This window comes from Streptomyces sp. NPDC092952, assembly GCF_044754785.1.
Lineage (GTDB): Bacteria > Actinomycetota > Actinomycetes > Streptomycetales > Streptomycetaceae > Streptomyces.
In genome coordinates this window covers 43,515-64,266 of sequence record NZ_JBIVPT010000010.1, presented here as the reverse complement: position 1 = coordinate 64,266, position 20,752 = coordinate 43,515, and the positions used below count along the sequence as shown (strand labels likewise).

15 protein-coding genes are annotated in these 20,752 nt (G+C 73.1%); 3 read left to right on the top strand and 12 right to left on the bottom strand.

The genetic code is table 11. From position 1 onward, the window contains the following. Nucleotides 1-87 precede the first annotated feature (87 nt). Together ACIQGQ_RS23435 and ACIQGQ_RS23430 are read right to left on the bottom strand one after the other, a co-directional pair. The gene (locus tag ACIQGQ_RS23435) at nucleotides 88-2,334 is read right to left on the bottom strand and encodes a PAS domain-containing protein (protein WP_402398585.1); all 2,247 of its coding nucleotides are present in this window, start codon (nucleotides 2,332-2,334) and stop codon (nucleotides 88-90) included. A gap of 251 nt (nucleotides 2,335-2,585) precedes the next feature. Beyond that, nucleotides 2,586-3,569 (bottom strand): lytic polysaccharide monooxygenase, encoded by a 984-nt coding sequence (locus ACIQGQ_RS23430; protein WP_402398584.1) that lies wholly within the window; start codon nucleotides 3,567-3,569, stop codon nucleotides 2,586-2,588. 473 nt (nucleotides 3,570-4,042) lie between these two features. Between ACIQGQ_RS23430 and ACIQGQ_RS23425 the strand changes: the two genes are divergently transcribed. Beyond that, nucleotides 4,043-5,446: an LAETG motif-containing sortase-dependent surface protein gene (locus tag ACIQGQ_RS23425; RefSeq protein WP_402398583.1), complete on the top strand. Its 1,404-nt coding sequence runs from the start codon at nucleotides 4,043-4,045 to the stop codon at nucleotides 5,444-5,446. 109 nt (nucleotides 5,447-5,555) lie between these two features. Here the strand turns inward: ACIQGQ_RS23425 and ACIQGQ_RS23420 are convergent, their stop codons facing one another. The 10 genes from ACIQGQ_RS23420 to ACIQGQ_RS23375 form a co-directional block, all read right to left on the bottom strand. Continuing rightward, nucleotides 5,556-6,326 carry a VOC family protein gene (locus tag ACIQGQ_RS23420; RefSeq protein WP_402398582.1) on the bottom strand — a complete coding sequence of 257 codons (771 nt, stop codon included), beginning with the start codon at nucleotides 6,324-6,326 and terminating at the stop codon, nucleotides 5,556-5,558. 212 nt (nucleotides 6,327-6,538) lie between these two features. After that, nucleotides 6,539-7,348 carry an aminoglycoside N(3)-acetyltransferase gene (locus tag ACIQGQ_RS23415; RefSeq protein WP_402398581.1) on the bottom strand — a complete coding sequence of 270 codons (810 nt, stop codon included), beginning with the start codon at nucleotides 7,346-7,348 and terminating at the stop codon, nucleotides 6,539-6,541. Between the two features lie 126 nt (nucleotides 7,349-7,474). After that, the gene (locus tag ACIQGQ_RS23410) at nucleotides 7,475-8,032 is read right to left on the bottom strand and encodes a GNAT family N-acetyltransferase (RefSeq protein WP_402398580.1); all 558 of its coding nucleotides are present in this window, start codon (nucleotides 8,030-8,032) and stop codon (nucleotides 7,475-7,477) included. A gap of 119 nt (nucleotides 8,033-8,151) precedes the next feature. Next, on the bottom strand, nucleotides 8,152-10,953 hold the full coding sequence (locus ACIQGQ_RS23405) for a DUF5682 family protein (RefSeq protein WP_402398579.1): 2,802 nt from the start codon (nucleotides 10,951-10,953) through the stop codon (nucleotides 8,152-8,154). Then, nucleotides 10,950-12,062, bottom strand: coding sequence for an AAA family ATPase (locus ACIQGQ_RS23400; protein WP_402398578.1), 1,113 nt, complete (start codon nucleotides 12,060-12,062; stop codon nucleotides 10,950-10,952). The genes ACIQGQ_RS23405 and ACIQGQ_RS23400 overlap by 4 nt, the downstream gene beginning before the upstream one ends. A gap of 11 nt (nucleotides 12,063-12,073) precedes the next feature. Next, nucleotides 12,074-13,534, bottom strand: coding sequence for a VWA domain-containing protein (locus ACIQGQ_RS23395; protein ID WP_402398577.1), 1,461 nt, complete (start codon nucleotides 13,532-13,534; stop codon nucleotides 12,074-12,076). Then, nucleotides 13,531-14,949, bottom strand: a complete 1,419-nt coding sequence (locus ACIQGQ_RS23390) for a hypothetical protein (RefSeq protein WP_402398807.1) — start codon at nucleotides 14,947-14,949, stop codon at nucleotides 13,531-13,533. The genes ACIQGQ_RS23395 and ACIQGQ_RS23390 overlap by 4 nt, the downstream gene beginning before the upstream one ends. Continuing rightward, complete coding sequence (locus ACIQGQ_RS23385) at nucleotides 14,919-15,422, bottom strand: hypothetical protein (RefSeq protein WP_402398576.1); 504 nt, start codon at nucleotides 15,420-15,422, stop codon at nucleotides 14,919-14,921. Before ACIQGQ_RS23385 ends, ACIQGQ_RS23390 begins: the two co-directional genes overlap by 31 nt. 134 nt (nucleotides 15,423-15,556) lie before the next feature. After that, complete coding sequence (locus tag ACIQGQ_RS23380; protein WP_402398575.1) at nucleotides 15,557-15,871, bottom strand: hypothetical protein; 315 nt, start codon at nucleotides 15,869-15,871, stop codon at nucleotides 15,557-15,559. A gap of 148 nt (nucleotides 15,872-16,019) precedes the next feature. Then, the gene (locus ACIQGQ_RS23375; protein ID WP_402398574.1) at nucleotides 16,020-18,572 is read right to left on the bottom strand and encodes an ATP-dependent Clp protease ATP-binding subunit; all 2,553 of its coding nucleotides are present in this window, start codon (nucleotides 18,570-18,572) and stop codon (nucleotides 16,020-16,022) included. Nucleotides 18,573-18,927: 355 nt separating this feature from the next. Here ACIQGQ_RS23375 and ACIQGQ_RS23370 point away from each other — a divergent pair, with 355 nt between their 5' ends. Together ACIQGQ_RS23370 and ACIQGQ_RS23365 are read left to right on the top strand one after the other, a co-directional pair. Further along, the gene (locus ACIQGQ_RS23370) at nucleotides 18,928-19,698 is read left to right on the top strand and encodes a hypothetical protein (protein WP_402398573.1); all 771 of its coding nucleotides are present in this window, start codon (nucleotides 18,928-18,930) and stop codon (nucleotides 19,696-19,698) included. A gap of 313 nt (nucleotides 19,699-20,011) precedes the next feature. Next, a complete protein-coding gene (locus ACIQGQ_RS23365; protein ID WP_402398572.1) occupies nucleotides 20,012-20,746 on the top strand; it encodes a hypothetical protein in 735 nt (244 codons plus the stop codon). The last annotated feature ends 6 nt before the right edge of the window (nucleotides 20,747-20,752 follow it).

Sequence of the window (20,752 nt, the reverse complement as noted above, 5' to 3'; positions counted from 1 at the left end):
CGCGGTACGGAACGCGTCGCGCGGCTGCCGGTTCTCCGGCAGCCACGCGGACCGTTCCCCGGGGCCCGGACCGGTCCGGGCGGGCGGTCAGGCCGTTGACTGGTGGGGGGCGGGCACCGTCACGAGCTGCGAGGGCTGTACGGAGACGGCCCCGGCGCCGATCAGGGCAGCGTGGGCGGCCCGCCCGCGCACCGCCGCCATCGGGGCCGCGAGCGCCGGGGGTTCCTCCGGCGAGGGGGTGCCGTGCGGGCCGGGGAGGACCGGACGGTCCTGGTTCGCCTCGTACCCGGCCGGCGTCTCCGCCGCGGGTTCGGGCCAGTACACCGGCGCCGGGACCAGTCCGGGAGCGCCCTCGACACCGGCGGGGGTCAGTTCGGACCGGCCCCAGGGCTCGGCCCCGACGGGCTCGCCCCACTCCTGGCCGGCCATCGAGGCATGCCGACCGCCCGGGAAGGGGCGTGCGGCCGGGACCACGGAGCCGTCCGGGCCGCCGGTGCGGGTGCCGGTCTGCGTGGCGGGGGCCGCCCCCCGGGCCCGTCGGGGGCGTGCGGCCTCGCCGTCGGGGCCGTTGCCCCGCGTGCTCTCCGCGGCGGTCGCGACGACGCCTTCGGCGGGGCGTCCCCGGCGGCGTCCGGTCGCTCCCGGGCCGGTGCGGACGGGCGTTCGCGCGCTGTCCGGGACGGGCTCCAGGGCCGCCCGGCGGGCGTGCCGGCGCCCGGTCCCGCCGATGACCGCGACCTCCGCGGCGGGCCGGACCGGCCCCGCGTCCTCCCGGTGGGCGGGCGACGGCGCCTCGGGGGCCGGCCCGGTGGGCAGGAACGGGATGTCCATGACGTGGACGCCCCCGCCCGTCTCCGGTACCCCACGGGTGCGGACCGTACCTCCGTGCGCACCGACGATGCCGTGGACGAGGGCCTGGTGGACCGGGTCGCCGCCGGTGTGCGGTCCGCGCACCTCGACGCGCACCGCGTCGCCGCGCGGGGCGGGCCCGACCGTGATCGCGACCAACGGGTCGTGGTGACCGGCGTCCGGGGCGCCGATGCCCGCGACGTCGGCGATGAGATGCGCGAGCGCGGTGGCGAGGCGTTCCGGGTCGACGTCCGCCTCCACCGGCGGGGTGTCCACCTGGAAGCGGAGGCGGCCGGGGCCGGCCAGTTCGACGGCACGGTCGATACCGGCGTCGACGACCCGGTCGAGCAGTACGCGGCTCCGGCGCGGTCCGTCCGCGCCCGCGTCGGACCGCTGGTGATCGAGGACGTCGTCGATCAGGGCGGCCGCCCGGGTGTATCCGGACACCAGGTGGTCCAGGAGCCGGTGGGCCTCCGGCCAGAGGTGGACGGCGTCGTCGGCCGCCAGGGTGCGGAGCTCCGCGGTCAGCTCCGCCAGGGTCCCGTGCAGGGCTCCGTCGAGCGCCGCCGCGAGCTGGGTGTTGCGGGCGGTCAGCGCGGCGAGCCGGTCCCGGTGCCGGTCCAGTTCGGCTCCGTGCCGCTCGGCCAGTCCGGCCAGTTCGGCCTCGTGCTCCTGTACGAGCCGCTCGTACGGGCGCTGGTCGGTGAAGGTGAGGACGGCCCCGACGAGCCGGCTGCCCTCACGGACCGGGGCGGTCGCGATGTCGACCGGGACGCGGGTGCCGTCCCGGGTCCAGAGGACCTGCTCGCGGACCCGGTGCGCTCGGCCGGACCTGAGCGTGTCGGCGAGGGGCGACTCCTCGTACGGGTAGGACTCGCCGTCCGTCCGCGAGTGCAGGATCAGCGAGTGGAGGTCCTGGCCGCCGAGTTGACCGGCGCGGTATCCCAGGAGCCGTGCCGCCGCCGGGTTGACCAGGACGACCCGGCCCTCGATGTCCGTCCCGACGACGCCTTCCGAGGCGGCCCGCAGGACCATCTCCAACTGCTCGTGCGAGCGGTTCAGTTCTCCCTCGGTGTCGAAGGTGCGGGTGAGGTCCCGCAGCACGAGCAGGAGCAGCCGTTCGCCGGCGTGTTCGTACGGGCCGCGGCTCCCGCCCCGGCCGTCCAGGTGGACGCCGGTGACCTCCGCGGCGAACTCGCTCCCGTCGGCGCGTCGCGCGGTCATCCGCTCCGGTGCGGTGCGGAACGGGCCGTCGGTGTCCTCGGGGAGCGGGGCCGGGCCGGGGAGGGACCGCGGGTCGAAGCCGGGCAGCAGATCGAACAGTCCGCGGCCCACCAGCACGGCACCGGGCATCTCGAACATGCCGAGCGCCATGGTGTTGGCGTTGACGATGGTGCCGTTGCCGTTCACGATCACGAGGCCATCGGGGAGGGCATCGACGATGGCCGCGAGGTGGTCGGCTCCTCGGGACGGTCGGTTGTTCACGACGGCGCTTCCTTCCTTGACTGTCCGACGCCGCCCGCCGGTTCCCCGGGGCATGTCGTCGAACCGCCGCCCGCCGGGCGGTTTCTGGCACGCCCCGGGCCCGACGGCTTCCGGCCGGCCGGAGTACGGGCGGATGGGGGCTGTTGACTACGGGCGGCCGGCCCGGGCGGCACCGGGCTGTTCGGACCGCCGCGGTGCCGCGCTGTTCCCCCCGGCACACAACCACCGGGGGGACGGGGACGGGAGAGGGGTCAGCGGCCGGCCGCGGTCGAGCGGCGTCGGCCGACGGCGAACACCGCGGTCGCGCCGGCGGCCAGGACCGCCGCCCCCGCGACGGCGATGTAGCGGGTGGAGTCGTCGCCACCGGTCTCGGCGAGCGTGGTGTGCGGCGACTCTTCGGCGGCGCTGTCGGCCCGGGGCTCGTTGGCACCGGCCGGGGTCTCGGCGGCGCCCTGCGCGGTCCCTGCCCCGGAGGATGCCGGGGCGGCCGCTCCGTGACCGCCGTGGCCCTGGTGCTGGACGGAGGACTTCGAGGCGCCCTCCTCGATCTCCTTCTCGGTCGGCGCGGAGGCGGTGGGTGCGGCGGCGCCGCCCTTGGCACCGCCGCCGAAGACGACGTCCGAGCAGGTGTAGAAGGCCTCCGGGGAGTCGGAGCGCTGCCAGATCGAGTAGATGAGATGGCGCCCGGACCTCGCGGGGACAGTGCCCTGGAACACGTAGTCGCCGTTCTCCATCCGGGGGTCGGCGACCTTCACGAAGGGCTGGGCCTCCAGGTCCGACCACTTCAGCGGCTTCGACGGGTCGTAGGAGTCCTTGGTGATGTACAGCTCGAAGGAACCCTTGTGCGGGGCGGTGCCCTTGTAGTGGAAGGTGTGGGCGCCCGCCGCCATCTTCGTGGACGGCCAGTCGGTACGCGGCAGATCCAGGCCCCGGTACTTGTCGTTGGCGGCGCTGCACAGCTTGCCGTCGGGGATGATCTGCTTCGACTTCCCGGCCGCGTTCGCGATGTTGACCGCGTTCCAGTCGTAGAACGCCTGCTTGCCACTGGCGGCGATCGCCGCCTTGCACGCCGCGGACGTCGGCGATTCCACGCCCTCCGCGTAGCAGGCGGAAACCCGGCTGACCGGGTCCGTCATCGAACCGTGGGCCGATGCGGGAACACTCGACAGCGCGGCCAGAACCAGTGAGGCGGCACCTGCGGCGGTGCACTCGGCGGCCTTGCGGCGAAGGGTCATGGGGAAGAACTCCTCAGGAATGACGACGTCCGGGAGCAGGCCGGCGGGGCGGCCTTTTCGGCTCGATGCCTCCGCGGCCCGGCGATCAGCAACCTAACCCCGAAAATCGCGTCGGCCGCCCTTCCCGAGCACCGGCGGGCCATTCTTATGGATGCCTTAAGGCATACCTCAGGTTGTGCTCACACAGACCCCGGATTGGTCTGGACCGATTTCCCCGGCACGGGTCCGCACACCGCCCGACGCACCTCTTCCGCCCGTGTTCTCCGCTGAGTTGGGAACCACCGGTAACGATTCCGGCTCGCTAGCCTTATCCCAGTCCTATGACCGGCATTCCACGGGAACGGAGTTCCTAGGATTCCCGTGTACCCGGGTGGCGCACCAGCCCCGCCCGCGTCCGTACGTATGCCGCAGGAATCCACCGCGCCCCTTCATCGACCAACGGCGCGGATCGGCCTGCTTTCGAGGGGAATTCAATGTTTTCTGTCTTCAGACGCGGCGCCGCCCGTCTGGCCGCCGTCTCCCTGGCCTCGGGGCTGCTCGCGACGGGGGCCATGGCCCTCGCCGGTCCCGCCGCGGCCGACGAGAGCCCCCTGGGCACGGGCGGTGCCACGGCGAAGCTCGGCGGCCTGACCGACTATGGTCCGGTCAGGATCGAGGAGAAGGACGGGAGCAAGTGGTCCGTCGGACGCGCGGGCCTGTTCGAGATGCGGACCGGGCAGGGGGGCACGCTCTCGACCTACTGCATCGATCTGCGCACCGGGGCCCGGCAGGACTTCCACTACAAGGAGGTCGGCTGGGACGAGTCCTCCCTGCACGACAACGGCGACGCCGGGAAGATCCTCTGGGTCCTGGAGAACTCCTACCCCAAGGTCGCGGTGGCCGACCTGGCCAAGAAGGTCGGCGCCGGCAACCTCGACGCGAACGACGCCGCAGCGGGGACCCAGGCCGCCATCTGGCACTTCTCGGACCGGGTGACGGCCACCCCCACGGACCCCGATGCCAAGCTGCTGACCGACTACCTGCTCGGCAGGGCGGAGAGCCTCCAGGAGCCGAAGGAGTCCCTGGCGCTCTCCCCCGCCTCCGTCGCGGGCAGGTCCGGTGACCGCGTGGGTCCGGTCACCGTCACCACGAACGCGTCGGCCGTCTCCCTCGCCCTCGCTCCCGGCGCCCCGGCCGGCGTGCGGATCGTCGACGCGGACGGCAAGCCCGTCGAGAACGCCGCGAACGGTGACCGGGTCTTCCTGGACGTTCCCGCCGGTACCCCCGACGGATCGGCCGGACTGACCGCCCGGGCCACCACCGGGGTTCCGCTCGGCCGCGCCTTCGTCAGCACGGACGGCCCCAGCCAGACCCTCGTCCTGGCCGGGTCCAGCGATGCCGCCGTCACCGCCGGGGCGTCCGCGTCCTGGGCGAAGAAGGGGGCCGTCCCCGCCGTCACCGCCGCCACCGACTGCGCGAAGGGCGGCGTCGACATCACCGCCGCCAACCAGGGCGACGAGCCGTGGACCTTCACCCTCAAGGGCGCGCGGTACACCGTCGCCCCCGGTGGCACGAAGACCGTGACGGTCCCGGTCGCCGAGGACGCCTCGTACGACCTCACCGTCACCGGCCCGAACGGCTTCGAGGAGACCTTCCGGGGCGTCCTCGACTGCAGGACGGCCGCTCCCGGCACCAAGCCGTCGACGGCCCCCTCCGCCGCGCCCGCCCACACGGCACCCGCCGGCCAGGTCACCGGTTCCACCACCGGCGGCGGCGACCTCGCCGAGACCGGCGGTTCCAGCGCCACCCCGGTGATCGCCGGCGTCGCCGCCCTGCTCGTCGTGGTCGGCGGCGGCGCGGTGTTCCTCCTCCGCAGGAAGAGCGCGGGCGGCCGGTGAACCACCGGCGCGGCTGACGGCCGTCGCCGATCGACGGCACGGAACGCGCAGGTCGCGGCCCCGGAGCGGATGGACGCTCCGGGGCCGCGACCGTTCCCGGAGGGGGCTTTCAGGCGTCGAACACGGTGAAGAGCGCGCCGTCGGGGTCGCGGATGACCAAGTCGTCCGTCGGGGGCCCGCCGTTCGACGGGGACACCGCCCCTCCCGCGGCGCCGGCGGCGGTCGCCGTCCGCGCGCCGTCCACGACGCGGAAGCCGACGACCCACCGGGGCCTGATCGCGGGGTCGGCGGCGCTCCCGACCCCGCCGCCGTGCAGGGTGGCGACGGTGTGCCCGTCGAGTCCGATGTGGACGTGGCCCTCCGCGTAGTCGACCGTGCAGCCGCCGGGGCGTTCGGCCCAGTCGAAGACCTCCGCGTAGAAGATGGCCGCCTCGAAGGCGTGGCGGGTCCGCAGGTCCAGGCGGGCGGGGGCGTCGCCCCGGCCCACCGACCAGGTCAGGGCGGTTCCCTCCCAGAATCCGAAGACGGCGCCGTCACGGTCGGCGGCGATCGCGGCCCGGCCCTCTCCGAGCTTCACCGGCCCGACGGCGAGGGTCGCGCCGCGCTCCCTGACCCGGTCCGCGGTCTCGTCCGCGTCGTCCACCGCGAAGTACGGGGTCCAGACCGCGGGCGGCCGGGCGGCGCGGGAACAGGATCCGAGCCCGGCCACGGGCCGCCCCTGGGCCATCGCCACGGAGAAGTTCTCGCCGAGCGCGCTGCCGACGAAGTCCCAGCCCATGACGGACCGGTAGAAGCCCTGGGCCGCACGCAGATCATGGACGATCAGGCTCACCCAGCAGGGCGCGCCGTTCACGGGCCTGATCCTTTCCAGGGCCTCCATGCGCTGCTCCTTCGGGCTTCCCCACCGCCACGGCCGGGTCGGGTTCGTGCTCCCACCGTGTACCCCGGGCGGCGTACCCGCACCCCGGCGCCCGCACCCCGGCGCCCGTTCCCGCGCCACGACCGGCCGAGGCGGCCCCCACCAGCGGTGATGCGCACCTGGGCACGTACCGGCCGGTGTCCTCGGTCAGGTCCCGGCCCGGTCCGGGCCGGTCAGATCCCGGCGGCTTCGGGACGGTGCACGGGAAGCCAGCTCTCGGCGTAGGCGACGGCGTCGGCGAGGCCGAACAGCCGCGCCTCGGCGCCGCCCACCGCGCCGCGCAGCACCGGGCGCTCCTTCTCGTACGCCGCGCCCAGCTCGTCGAACCGTTCCGAGGAGATCATGGTGTCGCGCACCGTGACCCAGCGGCGCCCCTGCGGTGTCACGGCCGCGAAGGAGTTGTCCGTCAGCGGGGCGGGGATCCGGTATTCGGCCAGGTGGAAGGCGGTGCAGGAGTCGTATCCGGCGCCCAGCAGGAGGATCCGCGCCCCGTTCTCCTCCAGCCGGGCGAGCGGGCTGCGCTCCCCGAGGCGGCAGTCCGGCGCATGCCCGTCCACGAGGGCGGCGGCGCGCGGGCCCACGGCGGCGAAGGAGGTCTGCGGATGGGAACTGCGGAGCGCGCCCGGCCAGGTACGTACGGTCTCCGGCACGACTCCGACGCCCAGGGTGCGGGTGGTCCGGGTGTCGAAGGCCGGGGTCGCGGCGCGGATCCCCTCCCACCATGCCTCGGGCACGGGCGGGTTCGACCAGAGCGCCGGATCGGAGTTGTCACCGGAGTGGGACGGCACGACCAGGGTGCCCTCCTCGCCGAGCACGTCGAGCAGCGCCATGACGACGGCCACGGGACCGCCGCAGACCCAGCCCAGCGAGCTCAGCGAGGAGTGCACCAGCACTGTTTCGCCGGGGCGCAGTCCGAGGGTACGGAGATCGGCCGCGAGCGACGCACGGGTGCACATCGGGCCGGAGACGGGATTGGCTGACATGGGCAGGCATTATCCGGCCATGAATCCGCCGGGTCCAAGGAGTTTCCGTGCCCGCCCGGCGCACGGTCGGGGGGTGCCCCGGGCGGCGGGCCGGCTCCACCGGCCAGGAGCGCGGTCCCGCTGCGCTCAGAATCCGTCCGAGGGGTGCGCCAGGGCGAACTCCTCCGCGAGGATGCCCATCAGGACGAGGTCCTGGTGGCGCCCGCCGACGTACACATGGTCGCGGAGCCGGCCCTCCTCGACGAATCCCAGCCGTCGGTGCATGGCCAGTGACGCCGTGTTGTACGCGAGGATCCGGGCCTGGCACCGGTGGAACCGCCGCTCGTCGAACATGTGGCGCAGCAGGAGCCGTACGGCCTCGGCCGCGTACCCGCTGCGCCGATGACCGGCGCCGATGACGACCCCGTACTCGAACCACCCGGCCCGTTGATCGGCCTGGAAGGAGCCGACGGCCCCGACCATCTCCCCCGTCTCCACCGATTCGACCGCCAGTTGGAAGCAGTCCGCGTCGAGGGCGGTGACGGACAGTTCCTTCGCGCGGGCGCGATGCTGCTCGGCCGAACGCGGCAGGCGGGGCAGGTCGCCCGTGCCCGCCTCCTCCTCGGCGAAGCGCATGAGGGCGGTCCAGTCGTCGGGTTCGATGCCGCGCAGCCGTATCCGCTTTCCCGTCCAGAACGATGTCATGGGCGTCATCGAACCACGGGGCCTGATCCGGCGTCCAGGTCGTTGCACCGCTCTGACCAGGTACTTCGTCGTTGTGGGCCGGTCCTGCGCCCCGTCCGCCCGGGACCGGCCCCAGAAGGTCACCCGGTGGCCAGCAGCGCCTCCAGTGCCTGTGCGGTGGCTGGATGACGGCCGAGCAGCACCGCCCCGGCGGGGCCGATGTCCGGCTCCTCCCAGCCGTCCTCGCAGCCGAGCAGGCCCGCGAGCGCGTCGCACGTCCCCGGGTGCGCGGCGAGCAGGGCACTTCCCGGGCCGCTCAGCGCGCCGCCCGGCGGCTGCGCGGCGGGCGGAGCGGACGGGGCCCGCCACGGCGGCACCCAGGCGTCCAACGCGGCCAGCCTGCCGGGGAAGGTCCGTCCGGCCTCCCGGATCAGCAGCGGGGCGAGCTCCGATCCGCTCGACCGCAGGGTGGTGATCAGCGTCGGCAGCCAGGGCAGGAGCACCTGGTCCGGCAGCCGCCCGAAGGCGTTCGACACGGCCTCCACGACGAAGTCGGTGAGCCCCGGAACGGGCTCCAGCGCGTGGACGAAGCCGCTGAGGCAGCGCGGATAGGCGGCTACCGTCAGCGGGTTGTCCAGCAGGGCGTCGCACCGCGCGCGGAGTTCCGCGCGGGTCAGACGGCCGAGCTGGACCTGCGCCGCCCACAGCAGTGCCGTCTTCGACGACTCCTCCGGGTGCGACTGGCCCACCGCCAGCTCCAGCTGGGTCCGGTCGCAGCCCAGGGAGAGCGCCAGGCTCTCCATGCTGAACAGGAAGCCCAGCATCGCCGCCACGTGACGGACCGTCGCGTCCTCGTCGGTGAACGCCGTCGGCAGCAGGGTGCAGTAGTGGGCGTAGCCGGTCTTGACGAACGACTCGATCCAGGGCGGCAGTACCGGCTCGGCGGTGCGGTAGTACGCCAGCAGCCGTCGCACCCGGCGCAGCACCTCCGGCGCGCCGTCGACTCCGCGCTCGGCGGACAGCACCTCCAGGGCATGGGTGCCCAGTTCGTCGGAGAGCCGCCGGCTGCGCAGATACAGCGTCGCGTCCTCCACGGCCGCCAGGACGGTCCCCGTGGTGGCCTGCCGGTCGTACGCGGTCCGGCGCAGCCGCTGCTCCAGCACCTGCTCGATGCTGACGCCCTCGTATCCGAGCTCGATGAGCGCGCGCTGGTGGGTGCCGAGGGCGAGGTCCCACGATTCCTGGATCGGCCGCTCCCCCAGTTTCCGCTCGCCCATGATCGGGCGGGCGGCGCCCTGTGGCATCAGGTACCGCAGCATCCACAGCGCGTCGGAGCAGCGCTCCAGCTCCGGCCGCGCGGCGATGTCCAGCAGGGCGCGCCGCACTCCGCGCCTTTGGAGCTCGAGTCCGAGGGGGGCCAGCCGGTCGTGCACGTCGCGGGCGAGGGGCGGCAGCGCGTCGTAGCCGACCTGGCCGACCCGGTCGCCGCCCATCATGATCTCCACCAGGCGCCGGACGTCGCGGCGGCCGGGCACGGAGTCCTTCTCGATGCAGGTGACCGCCGCGTCCTGGAAGTCGTACGGCGTGGGTCTGGCCCGGTCGCGCATCCCGGCGAGCAGGATCGACGTCTCGAACACCGCGATGGCGTCGGCGGTGGAGGCGAGGTAGCCGTTGCGCCGGGCGGCGCGCACGATCTCCACCGACCAGCCGAGCAGTTCGGCCTCGTCCAGCCGGTCCAGGACGGGCGGCTGCTGGAGGAAGCCGGTCAGCCGGTCCGACGGCGGCAGGTCCGGGACCGGGTCCGGCAGGGGCCCGGCCTTCCTGGCCCCTGTCTTCTCCTTGCCGGCCTGCCCCGCCAGGCGGAACGGTTTCACGCGGCTGCGCCTGACGTTCTTCGCCCAGACGGTGGCGGCGATCGACACCGATCCGGCGGCGAGGCCGAACTGCGCCTCGATCGCCGCGTGGCTGGACGGGATCAGGCCGTGCTGCCAGACCGTGGCCGTGGGCGGGGTGGTCTCGAAGGTGTCGGCGCCGTGGACGCCGAACTCCTCGACGCGGCTGACCGCGTGGAAGGCGCCGCAGACGTAGAGGCAGTCCGCGGGGTCGGCACCGCTCGCCACGAGGTGCCGGCGCATCCGGGTCCACATGTGGCGCTCGCGGTCCTCGTCCACCCGGACCCGGTGCGGGTCGCCGGGCGCCAGTCGCCGGAAGAGGCTGCCGATCAGGAGCATGACCTGGCGGTAGGTGTCGTGGTCGCTGTCGCCGAGCGGCAGCTCGACGTACTGGTGCCACCATTCCGACCAGTGCCGGACCTTGCCGTGGCGCAGCAGGTGCTCCTCCAGCTCGGCGAAGCGGGGGCGCAGGTCGCCGATCTCCACGCCCACGGCGTCGCCGTGCAGCGCGGCCTCCTCCTCGGCGGGCGGCGCGTCCGGGTCGGCGGGTGCCTCGGGGTGCGCGCCGCGCGCGTCCCACTGGAAGACGTGGTCGGAGGAGCGGTCGACGAGGACGAGCTCGACGCCCGGCGTGTCCAGCGCGTAGGCGATCGCCTGGTACTCGGCGGAGGCCTCGGTGATCGGGGCGACCACCGACAGCGGGGACCAGTCGGCGGGGAAGCCGTCGACCTCGGTCGCGAAGGACTGGACCGCCACCGGCAGCCTGCAGTTGCGCAGCTCGGTCAGGAGAGGGGCCATGTCCTCGCACAGCTCCAGGTACACGACCTTGGGCTGCTTCTCCCGCAGGCGGCGGGCCATGGCGATCGCGGAGGCCGGTGAGTGGTGGCAGACGGGGAAGATCTCCAGCGGTTCGCGGGCCGCGTGGTCGACGTCGTCGACGATGCCGAGGAGGATCCCCTCCAGGGCGTCCGGTCCGTCGGCGAAGGCCGCCGCGGCCTCCTGGAGCTGGGCGCGGAGCCCCTCGAAGGTGCCTTCGTGGGCGCCGGTCATGACAGGGTGGCGATCGCGTCGCGGCCGCCCTCCAGGAACTCCGGCCAGGAGCCGCCCTCTTCCTTGCTGCGCGGCTCGACGACTCCGTGCAGGTACTTGTTGAGGATGGCCAGGTCCTCGGGCTCGCGCCGGGCCAGCGAGCCGACGAGCGAGGACGCCAGCGTGCGGGCGGTCAGGGTGTGCCTGCCGAAGAAGTTGCTGTGCAGCACCGCGTCCTCCAGCACACCGATCTGCTCCGCGGTGGAGAGCGCGGACTCCAGCTTCTCGTCCTCGCTGCCGGCCGCCGCCGCCGAGGCCCGCAGGTCGGCGAAGCTCCGCAGCAGTACGTCCAGGAGCGTCGGCGGGACCTCCAGTTCGATCCGGTGGCGGCGCAGCAGTTCCTCGGTGCGGAAGCGGACGATCTCCGCCTCGCTCTTCTTGTTCGTCACCACCGGGATGCGGACGAAGTTGAACCGGCGCTTGAGGGCCGAGGACAGGTCGTTGACGCCCCGGTCGCGGCTGTTCGCGGTGGCGATGACGGAGAACCCGGGCTTGGCGAAGACGATGCTGTCGCTGTCCAGTTCGGGGACCGAGATGTACTTCTCGGACAGGATCGAGATCAGCGCGTCCTGTACGTCGCTGGTGGAGCGGGTCAGCTCCTCGAAGCGGCCGATGGCGCCGGCCTCCATCGCGGTCATGATCGGTGAGGGGATCATCGACTCCCGGGACTGGCCCTTGGCGATGACCATCGACACGTTCCAGGAGTACTTGATGTGGTCCTCGGTGGTGCCGGCCGTGCCCTGCACCACGAGCGTGGAGTTGCGGCAGATCGCGGCGGACAGCAGTTCGGCCAGCCAGCTCTTGCCCGTGCCCGGGTCACCTATCAGCAGCAGGCCCCGGTCCGAGGCGAGGGTGACGATGGAACGCTCGACGAAGCTGCGGTCTCCGTACCACTTCTGGGAGATCTCCCGGTCCAGGCCGTCGGAGCGCTCGGAGCCCAGGATGAACAGGCGCACCATCTTGGGCGAGAGCCGCCAGGAGAAGGGCTTGGGGTTGTCGTCGACGGACTCCAGCCACTCCAGTTCCTCGGCGTACTTGATCTCGGCGGGGGCGCGCAACAGGTCGGACATGAGGGGCCTTTCTAGGCGAGGAAGTTCTTGAGTTCGTGGACGAGCTTGCGGATGTGGCCGGAGAGGACCGGCGTCCCGAGGTCCTTGAAGCGTTCGCGGAACCACGGGTTGACGCTGCCCCGGCCGGCGCTGGTGACCGAGCCGACGGGGATGAACCGGGCCCCCGAGCGGTGGATGGCGGCCATGGCCTCGAAGAGCGGCTCGCTCCGCCACTCGTAGAAGTCGGAGATCCACACCACGACGGTGTTGCGGGGCTCGGAGATCTTCGGCTGGGCCAGCGTCATGGCTGCCGTGCCGTCGGTGCCGCCCCCGAGGTTGGTGCGCAGCAGGGTCTCGAAGGGGTCGTGCACCCAGGGGGTGAGGTCGAGCGCCTGGGTGTCGTAGGCGATCAGATGGACGTCCACCTTGGGCAGCCCGGCGAAGATCGACGCGAGGATGGTGCAGTTGACCATCGAGTCGACCATCGAGCCGGACTGGTCGACGACGACGATCAACCGCTGGGGTGTCGTCCTGCGGGTCGTGTGCCGGTAGTAGAGGCGGTCGACGTAGAGCCGCTCCTCCTCCGGGCTCCAGTTGGTGAGGTTCTTCCAGATCGTGCGGTCGAGGTCGAGGTTGCGGAAGACCCGCTTGGGCGGGACCGAGCGGTCCAGGGCGCCGACCGTGGCCTTCTCCACCTGGGTGCGCAGCACTTCGGCGACCTCGTCGACGAAGCGGCGGATCAGGCTCTTGGCGTTGGCCAGGGCCACGCCGGAGAGGTTGTTCTTGTCCCGCAGCAGCTGCTCGATCAGCGACATGCTCGGGGTGAGCCGGGCGGCGAGCGCGGGGTCGGCGAGCACTTCGCGCAGGTGCATCCGTTTGACGAGATCGGCCTCGATGTTTCCCAGCTCCGGCCCGATGGCCGGGATCAGCCTGCTGAGGTCGGGGGTCGTGCCGTTGCCGCCGGTGCCGGCCGGGCCGGGGCCCCGTCCCGCCGCGCGCCCACCGGTCCGGCCGCCGCGCAGATCGCCGGGACGGCAGCCGAGCGCGCGCTCCAGCCAGTCGGCGTCCGACTGCCAGCGCGCCAGCTGTCCGGCGGTGACCTGGCCCGAGCCGGAGGCGAAGACGTTGAGCAGCACCTTCGACACCAGGGCCGCCCGCCGTACCTCGGCGGCCCGGTCACGGTCCGTCCCGCCGTCGCCGCCTTCGCCGCCGTCTCCGGCTTCGGCGGCGGGGGCCATCAGGCCGTCGAACTCGTCGGCCAGCTCCGGGTGGCGCTGCACGATCGAATCGACGGACGCCTGGGGGTCCAGCAGCGCGGCCGGCAGTCCGATGTCCTCGACCACGGCGAGGCCGGCCGATTCCAGCGCGGCCTGTTCCTCCTGGTCGAAGAGGCGGGCGAGGAGCCGCCAGTAGAGGACCTGGCGCCGGTTCTCCTGCGGGTCCGCCCCGGGGGGCGTGGTTCCGGCGGACGGGTCCGTCATGTGCTCGGTCATTTCCGCAGCAGCCTTCCCGCCCGCTCCCGCAACACCGTGACGGCGTCGGTGGCGGCCTTCTCCGCCCTGGCACCTGCCTTGTCGGCCGTGCCCCCGGCCCATCCTCCGGCGTGCACCGCGACGGCCTTCTTCCGGACGGTCGTCTCGACGGCCAGGGGCTGGACGCGGTAGGCCCCGGCGTCCCAGCGGAGCAGTCCGATGCAGGCGCCGGACGCCGCGACCGCCTCGGGAGTGAGGGGCCCGGCGGCCGGGATGCGCCCGGTGTCGACGGCCAGGGCACAGCCGGGCAGGACGAAGGTCCGTGCGCCGTCGTCCTCGGCGGTGGTGTAGCCCTCCAGGAACACGGGGACGGCGATGCGTGCCGGGTGGCGGTCCAGGGGCGCGGTGGCCGCGTCCGTCGCGGTGGGCAGGGCGACCCGGGCGGTGGCGAAGGCGTCGGCGGGCTCGCCCCGGCGGGCGTGCTCGTCGCTCCAGAGCAGATCGCCCTCGGCGGTGACGGGCATGTCGGTGAGGTCCATGGCGCGGCCCTCGCCGAGGGCCGCGAGCAGCGAGAGACGCGGGCGGAGCAGCTGCCAGAGGCCCGCCCCGACGACCGTGTCGGGTTTCGGCACCGCCGCCCCGGCCCGGACCAGCCGCGGCGCCCCGCCGCCCGCGGGCTCGAACACCGCGTGGACCTGGGCCTGTACGGCGGTCGGGTGCTCCTGGAGATCGACGCCGAGGGGCAGCAGGCGGCCGGTGACCGTGCCGGTCACGGGCGTCTCGGCGGCGCCGGGCAGGGTGAGCAGCAGCGCCCTGGCCCACAGGTCGGCCCAGCGGCGCACCGGTATCCGCTCCAGGGTGGCTCCCGGACAGGAGGCGGCCAGCTCGGCGGCGAAGCCGTCGAGGAGCATCGCCGGGCGGCGCAGCGCGGGCTCCGGGAGCATGGCGGAGACGACGGGGGCCGCTCCGGCGGCCAGGTCGTGGTCGATGCCCTGCCATCCGGAACGCGCCAGGTCCGACAGCCAGGAGCGGGCGGCGGCGAGCAGGTTGGCCGGCTGCTGCCCGGCGGGCGGCGGTACGGGTTCCTCCCCACGGGTCCGTCCGGTCGCCTCGGCGGCCCGGGCGGTCAGCGCGTCGTGCGCGGAGCCGAGGAGCGCGGTGCGAGCGGCGGCGAGGGCGACGAAGTCGTCCTCGCTCGCGGCTCCGGCAGCCGCCTTCTCGGCCGCCCCGGCGACCCGCGCGGCGAGCGGGCTGCCGGCGACCGCGTGGGCGAGCGCGGTCAGCCCCTCGGTCTGGGCTGCCTGCGGCCGGAGCAGCCCGGCGACGAGGGCCCGGTCGAACGCGTCGACGGCGGCGAGGACTTCGTCGAGTCCGTCGATGGTCCCCGCGAGGAGGTCGGCGCGCATCAGGCCACCGCCCTGGTCGTCGGGAACCAGTGCATCTCCGGCACCGGGGTGGTGTCCGGGGTGAACTCCAGGTAGGCGAGATGGCGCAGGAACCGGCTGAACACCGGAGCGGCGGCCCCGGCGTCCGCCTGCGGGGGACGGGTGTTGCGCATCGCGGAGGTGATGGCGCCCGCGTCCGGTTCCCCTTCCCCGGGCTCGAGGCGCAGGTAGCGGGCGACGCGCCCGGCACCGTACTGAAGCACGGCCTCGCCGATCAGGGCGAGGATGTGGTTGCAGAACGAGCCGCGGGCGCCGCCGCACGGACGGTTGTTGTTGGTGCTGCACGCGAAGGCGTAGGTGCCGGCGGCGACCGACGACACGTAGACCCGCCCGATGTCCGACCCGCTGGACACCACACCCTGAAGACGTCCGTCGGCCAGTTCGACGAACGGGACCTTGGCCAGCTTGCGGGCCCGCGCCGGCGCGGTCACCCGTACCGTGCTGGACCTCTCCCAGTCTGACAACACACCACTCCTCTGCGTACCGGGGCGACTTCCGCGCCACAACGGCAGGACACCACCGAACGTATCCGCGACCACTGACAATCGGTCCGGACGCAGGTGTGCGGACGGCGCGGAAGGCCGCTCCGGGGCAGAGGTCAGAAGGAGCGCCCCACCCCCTCCGGCGTCGCCCGCCCCGCACCGGCGGGCAGCGGGAGGAACGGGAGTGCGATGAGGTCGTACTGGGGGCACGGCGCCTTGATGCACTGCTTCGGCGACGGCACGCAGATGTGCCCGGCGGGCGCCACGACGGAGGCGCACGGAATCAGCTGGGCCGTGAGGGGGTCGTCCGAGGCGAACGCCGGGCTCGCCATCGTCAGGGGCAGGGCGGTGAGGGCGACCGCGGTGGCGGTGCGCAGCAGGTTGTCGATCACAAGCAGCAGGAATAGCCGCGTGCTGGCAGGGCGTCGCATCGAGGACACCTTCCGCCACCCGTTCGAGTGACGACATTCACCACTCGAACGCACTTCACATTTCTGGAAGTCCGCAGCGCGGCGCAGGGCCTGCCGTACGGGCCGGGGACCGTACGGCAGGCCCTGCGGGCGGCGGGGCCGCGCGGTCCTACTCGGCCGGTGTCCCCTCCGCCGCTCCGTCGGCGGCGCCCCCGTCCCCGGCGGCCTCCTCGGCGGAGGTCTTCGGGCGGTCGACGGTGCAGACCAGCGCGTTGTCCCGCACGTCGGCGACGATGGTGTCGCCCGGATCGGCCTCGCCGCCCAGCAGCAGGGAGGCGATGCGGTTGTCGAGTTCGGTCTGGATCGTGCGGCGCAGCGGACGGGCACCGAACTCCGGCTGGTGGCCGTGCGCGACGAGGAGCTTCTTCGCCGCCTCGGTGACCTCCAGCTCCATGCCCTGGGCCCGGACCCGGCGTTTGCTGCCGTCCAGCATGAGGTCGACGATCTGTCCGAGGTCGCCCTTGTCGAGGCCGTGGAAGATGATCGTCTCGTCGACGCGGTTGAGGAACTCCGGCGGGAAGTGCCCCCGCAGGTCCCCCATGAGGTCCTCCCGGATCTCGGAGACGTCGCCCTTGTGGGCGAGGATGCGCTGGGCCCCGATGTTGGACGTCATGATGACGACGGTGTGCCGGAAGTCCACCGTGCGCCCCTGCGCATCGGTCAGCCGCCCGTCGTCGAGCACCTGGAGCAGGGTGTTGAAGACGTCGGGGTGCGCCTTCTCCACCTCGTCGAACAGCAGCACGCTGTAGGGCTGTCGGCGCACCTTCTCCGTCAGCTGGCCCGCCTCCTCGTGGCCGACGTATCCGGGCGGCGCCCCGACGAGCCGGGAGACGGTGTGCTTCTCCTGGAACTCGCTCATGTCGAAGCGGGCCATGCGGTTCTCGTCGCCGAACAGCAGCTCGGCCAGGGCCTTGGCGAGTTCGGTCTTTCCGACGCCGGTGGGCCCGAGGAAGAGGAAGGAGCCCACGGGCCGGTTGGGATCGCCCATTCCGGACCGGCTGCGGCGTACCGCCTGCGCGATCGCGGTGACCGCCTCGTCCTGGCCGACGACCCGGGAGTGCAGCGCGTCCTCCAGCTTGAGGAGCTTCTCCTTCTCGCTGGCGGTGAGCTGGGTGACCGGGATGCCGGTGCGGCGGGAGACGACATCGGCGATGTCGGCGGTGGTGACGTCCATGACGCCCTCGCGCCGTTCCTCGATCCCGGCGAGCTCGGCCTCGGTCTCCGCGATCCGGCCCTTCAGCTCGGACGCCTTCTCGAAGTCCTCGGAGGCGACGGCCTCGTCCTTCTCCCGCTTGAGCTTGGCGAGCCGGTCCTCGCGGGAGACGACCTCGGTGGACCGGCCGAGCGACCGCAGCCGCACCCGGGCGCCCGCCTGGTCCATGAGGTCGATGGCCTTGTCCGGCAGGAAGCGGTCGCTGATGTAGCGGTCGGACAGCTCGGCAGCCGCCACCAGGGCGTCGTCGGCGAAGCGGACCTGGTGGTGCGCCTCGTAGGAGTCGCGCAGGCCCTCCAGGATCTGGATGGTCTCCTCGACCGTCGGTTCGGGCACCATGACGGGCTGGAAGCGGCGTTCCAGCGCCGCGTCCTTCTCGATGTGCTTGCGGTACTCGTCGATGGTGGTCGCCCCGACCACGTGCAGTTCACCGCGGGCCAGCGCGGGCTTCAGCATGTTGCCCGCGTCCATCGCACCCTCGCCGGACGCTCCGGCGCCGACCACGGTGTGCAGTTCGTCGATGAACAGGATCGTCGATTCGGCGGCGGCGCTGACCTCCTCGATGACGTTCTTGAGCCGCTCCTCGAACTGGCCGCGGTACTGGGAGCCCGCCACCAGACCGGAGAGGTCCAGCGCGATCACCCGCTTGTCCTTGAGGGTGCGCGGGACGTCACCGGCCACGATGCGCTGGGCGATGCCCTCCACGATGGCGGTCTTGCCGACCCCGGGCTCACCGATCAGCACCGGGTTGTTCTTGGAGCGCCGGGAGAGGACCTCCACGGTCTGTTCGATCTCCTCGGCCCGGCCGACCACGGGATCGAGCTTCCCGGCCTTCGCCTCCTCGGTCAGGTCCCGCCCGTACTGGTCGAGCGTGGGGGTGTCGCTCGTACCGGCCGCAGGCGTCCCGTCGGCCCGTGCGGCGTTGTCGGCCTCGCGCCGCAGCCTGCCGGTGTCGGTGCCGTACGCGCCCAGCAGCTTGGCCGCACCGGACTCCTTGGCGTCCAGCAGCGCACCGAGGATGTGCTCCGGCCCGATGTACGAGACCCCGGCCGCCTGCGAACGCTCGTACGCCTGGAGCAGTACGCGCTTGGCGGCGGGCGTCAGGCTCGGCTCCGCCGACGGGGTGGCGCTCTCCCCCGGCAGGGCCTCGGCGATCCGCTTGCCCAGCTCGTCCGGGTCCGCCCCGGCCTGCTGGAGCAGGGTGCGGGACGGGTCCACCTGGGTGGCGGCCCACAGCAGGTGTTCGGTGTCCAGGTCCCGGCTGCCGTCGCCGGTCGCCCGGGTGGTCGCCCGGCCTATCAGCTCACGGGCCGACTCGGTCAGCAGCCGGCCGATCGGGACCCGCTGCACCTGCGGTGGCGAGGACGCCGGGGACATCCCGAAGAACCGGTTGAGCATTTCCGAGAACGGGTCCGGGCCGCCGAAGGAACCGAAGGAGGACATGGTCATGGTCACCGTCCAGTGAGTGCGGGTGCGGAGAGCGCGCGAAGGGTGGCCCGCCGGGATCCCCCCGTGTCGGGGCACCGGCTCCGGTGCCCACGGAGCGCCGAGCCCGTCCCGTGGCCCCCATGGGCAGGTGGTCCCACTAGAACAACGCCCACCTGGTCACGCAACGGCACGGACGCTCACCCCCGGCCCCGCGAGCGGCCCGCACCACGGTGCCGTGGATCCCCCGGCCCGGTCGCGGGTAGCCCGATCGGGTGATTTCCGGGCGGCGGCGCGACCGGGTCGGGCCGACCCCGTCGGCCCCGGTCCCCGGCGGCCTCGCCTCGCCGACCGTCCGGACCCCGCCAAGACTTGGCCCATGAGCAACAAGGAACGGTCGACGGACCTCAAGGGAGGCCCCGGCCACATCGTGCTGCTGGCGGTCGTCTTCGCCGTGCCCGTCCTCAAACTGGCCTGGACGCTGGGCGGCGGAGGCGCGGCGAGCGAGGCGTTCGTCGCCATGGAGCCGGCCAACTGGCCCGACGTCCTCATCGGGATGCTCCTCAACGACGCGCTGCTGGCCTCGGTGCTCGCCGTCGTGGTGTCGCGCACCTCGTACGCGTACTTCGCCGCCAGGGGCGGGGCCCGGATCCACGCGGACACCCCCACCGCCCACACGGTCGTGCAGGCCGCCGTCGTCCCGCTCACCTGCGCGCTGGTGGTGGGGGCCTTCCACGGCCTGTGGTGGGGCGTGGCGGTCGGTCTCGTCTCGTACGCGCTGCGGCTCGGCGTGATCGCCGAGTACCGCACCGGTCGGCGCGAGCGCGACAGCGGCAGACGCAGCCACACCTCCCCCTCCGGCTGGCTGGAACGCACCGCGGACGGCGCATCGGTGGCCGCCCTGCTGCTGGCCGCGGCGGCACTCCCGGTGATCGCCCTGGCCGAGGCCGTGGACGGCCGTTCCTGGACCAGCATCGTGGAGTGCGACGTCAACACCGGGCACGGGGACGAACGCGCCCGTCTCGTGGAACTCGCACGGAAGGGCAACGGTGTCGTCGGCTGGGACATCGCGCGGGACGAGGTCGTCAACGGTCTCCACTGCCAGGTCTCCGAGGACGACGGGGTACGCGCGCCGCTGTGGCGCGCCTGAGGGCGTACGCCGTCGGCCGCAGCGTTCCCGGGGACGGCGGCGAGGAACTCGGGTGACGCGCATTTTCGGACATGCGGCAGGTGGTCCGGAGCGCTTCCGCGCAGCACGGTGTTCGCGCGGCCCCGCCGGGGAACCGCCCGGTGGCCGTGGTGTGCGCGCCGTCGCAGCGCATCTCGAGTCCTGACGGACTGTCAATACCGCCTCGATCAGGACCGTCAGCCGCAGTACGTTCTATTTCCTGATTTCTACCTCCATGTCAGTTCCGTACGCCACGCTGGACACATACCGCCCAACACCGGCTTGGAGGCCAGTAGTGGACGCCCAGGATCTCGCGCAGCTCGGCGACAAAGAGTTCGAGCAGTTGCTCACGTCGAACATCCACCCTCCCACCCGTGACGCCAGAACATGGGCAGCGATCATCCACCCCGACAACCTGCCGCGGGCCCGGAAGATCCTCACCCATGTCCACGAGCGGACCGCGAGCGTGCTGCGGCGGCGCAAGACCGAGCGCGAGGAGTTCCGGGTCGAGTGCTTCGCCCGGGGAGATGCCGGCAAGCACGAGTGGTTCGCCACCCGGGCCGACTTCGAGTCGCTGCGCCGCCGCACCGCCAACTTCCATCAGCGGGTGCAGCGGGCCATCACCGAGCTGGGGCAGGAGCAGCGCAATGTGAACCGGACGCAGAGCCACACCGCCGGACAGCAGAGCCGCGAGACCCTCCGCGAGCTGGCCGTCGCCGTGCAGCGCCACCAGGACGTCCACGCCCGCGAGGGCGGCGGGGCCGATCAGACCGACCACGAGCTGTGGCAGCACCTCGACCGGCTGACGGTGCCCACCGGGCCCGGCCAGCACCCCACGACGCTCCGTACGATGCTCGGCGTCTACTGGACCGACCCCCAGCCGCTCGGCGACACCCCCGAGCATCCGGCACCCGCCGAGCGAGCCGTCCCGAGCGGCACGGCGGCCCGCCCCGGCGTACCGCAGGCCAGGCGCGCGGACGAGCGGGGCGACCCCGCGGCGCGGGCCCTGCCCCTGGATCCGTCCGGCTGACGCCCC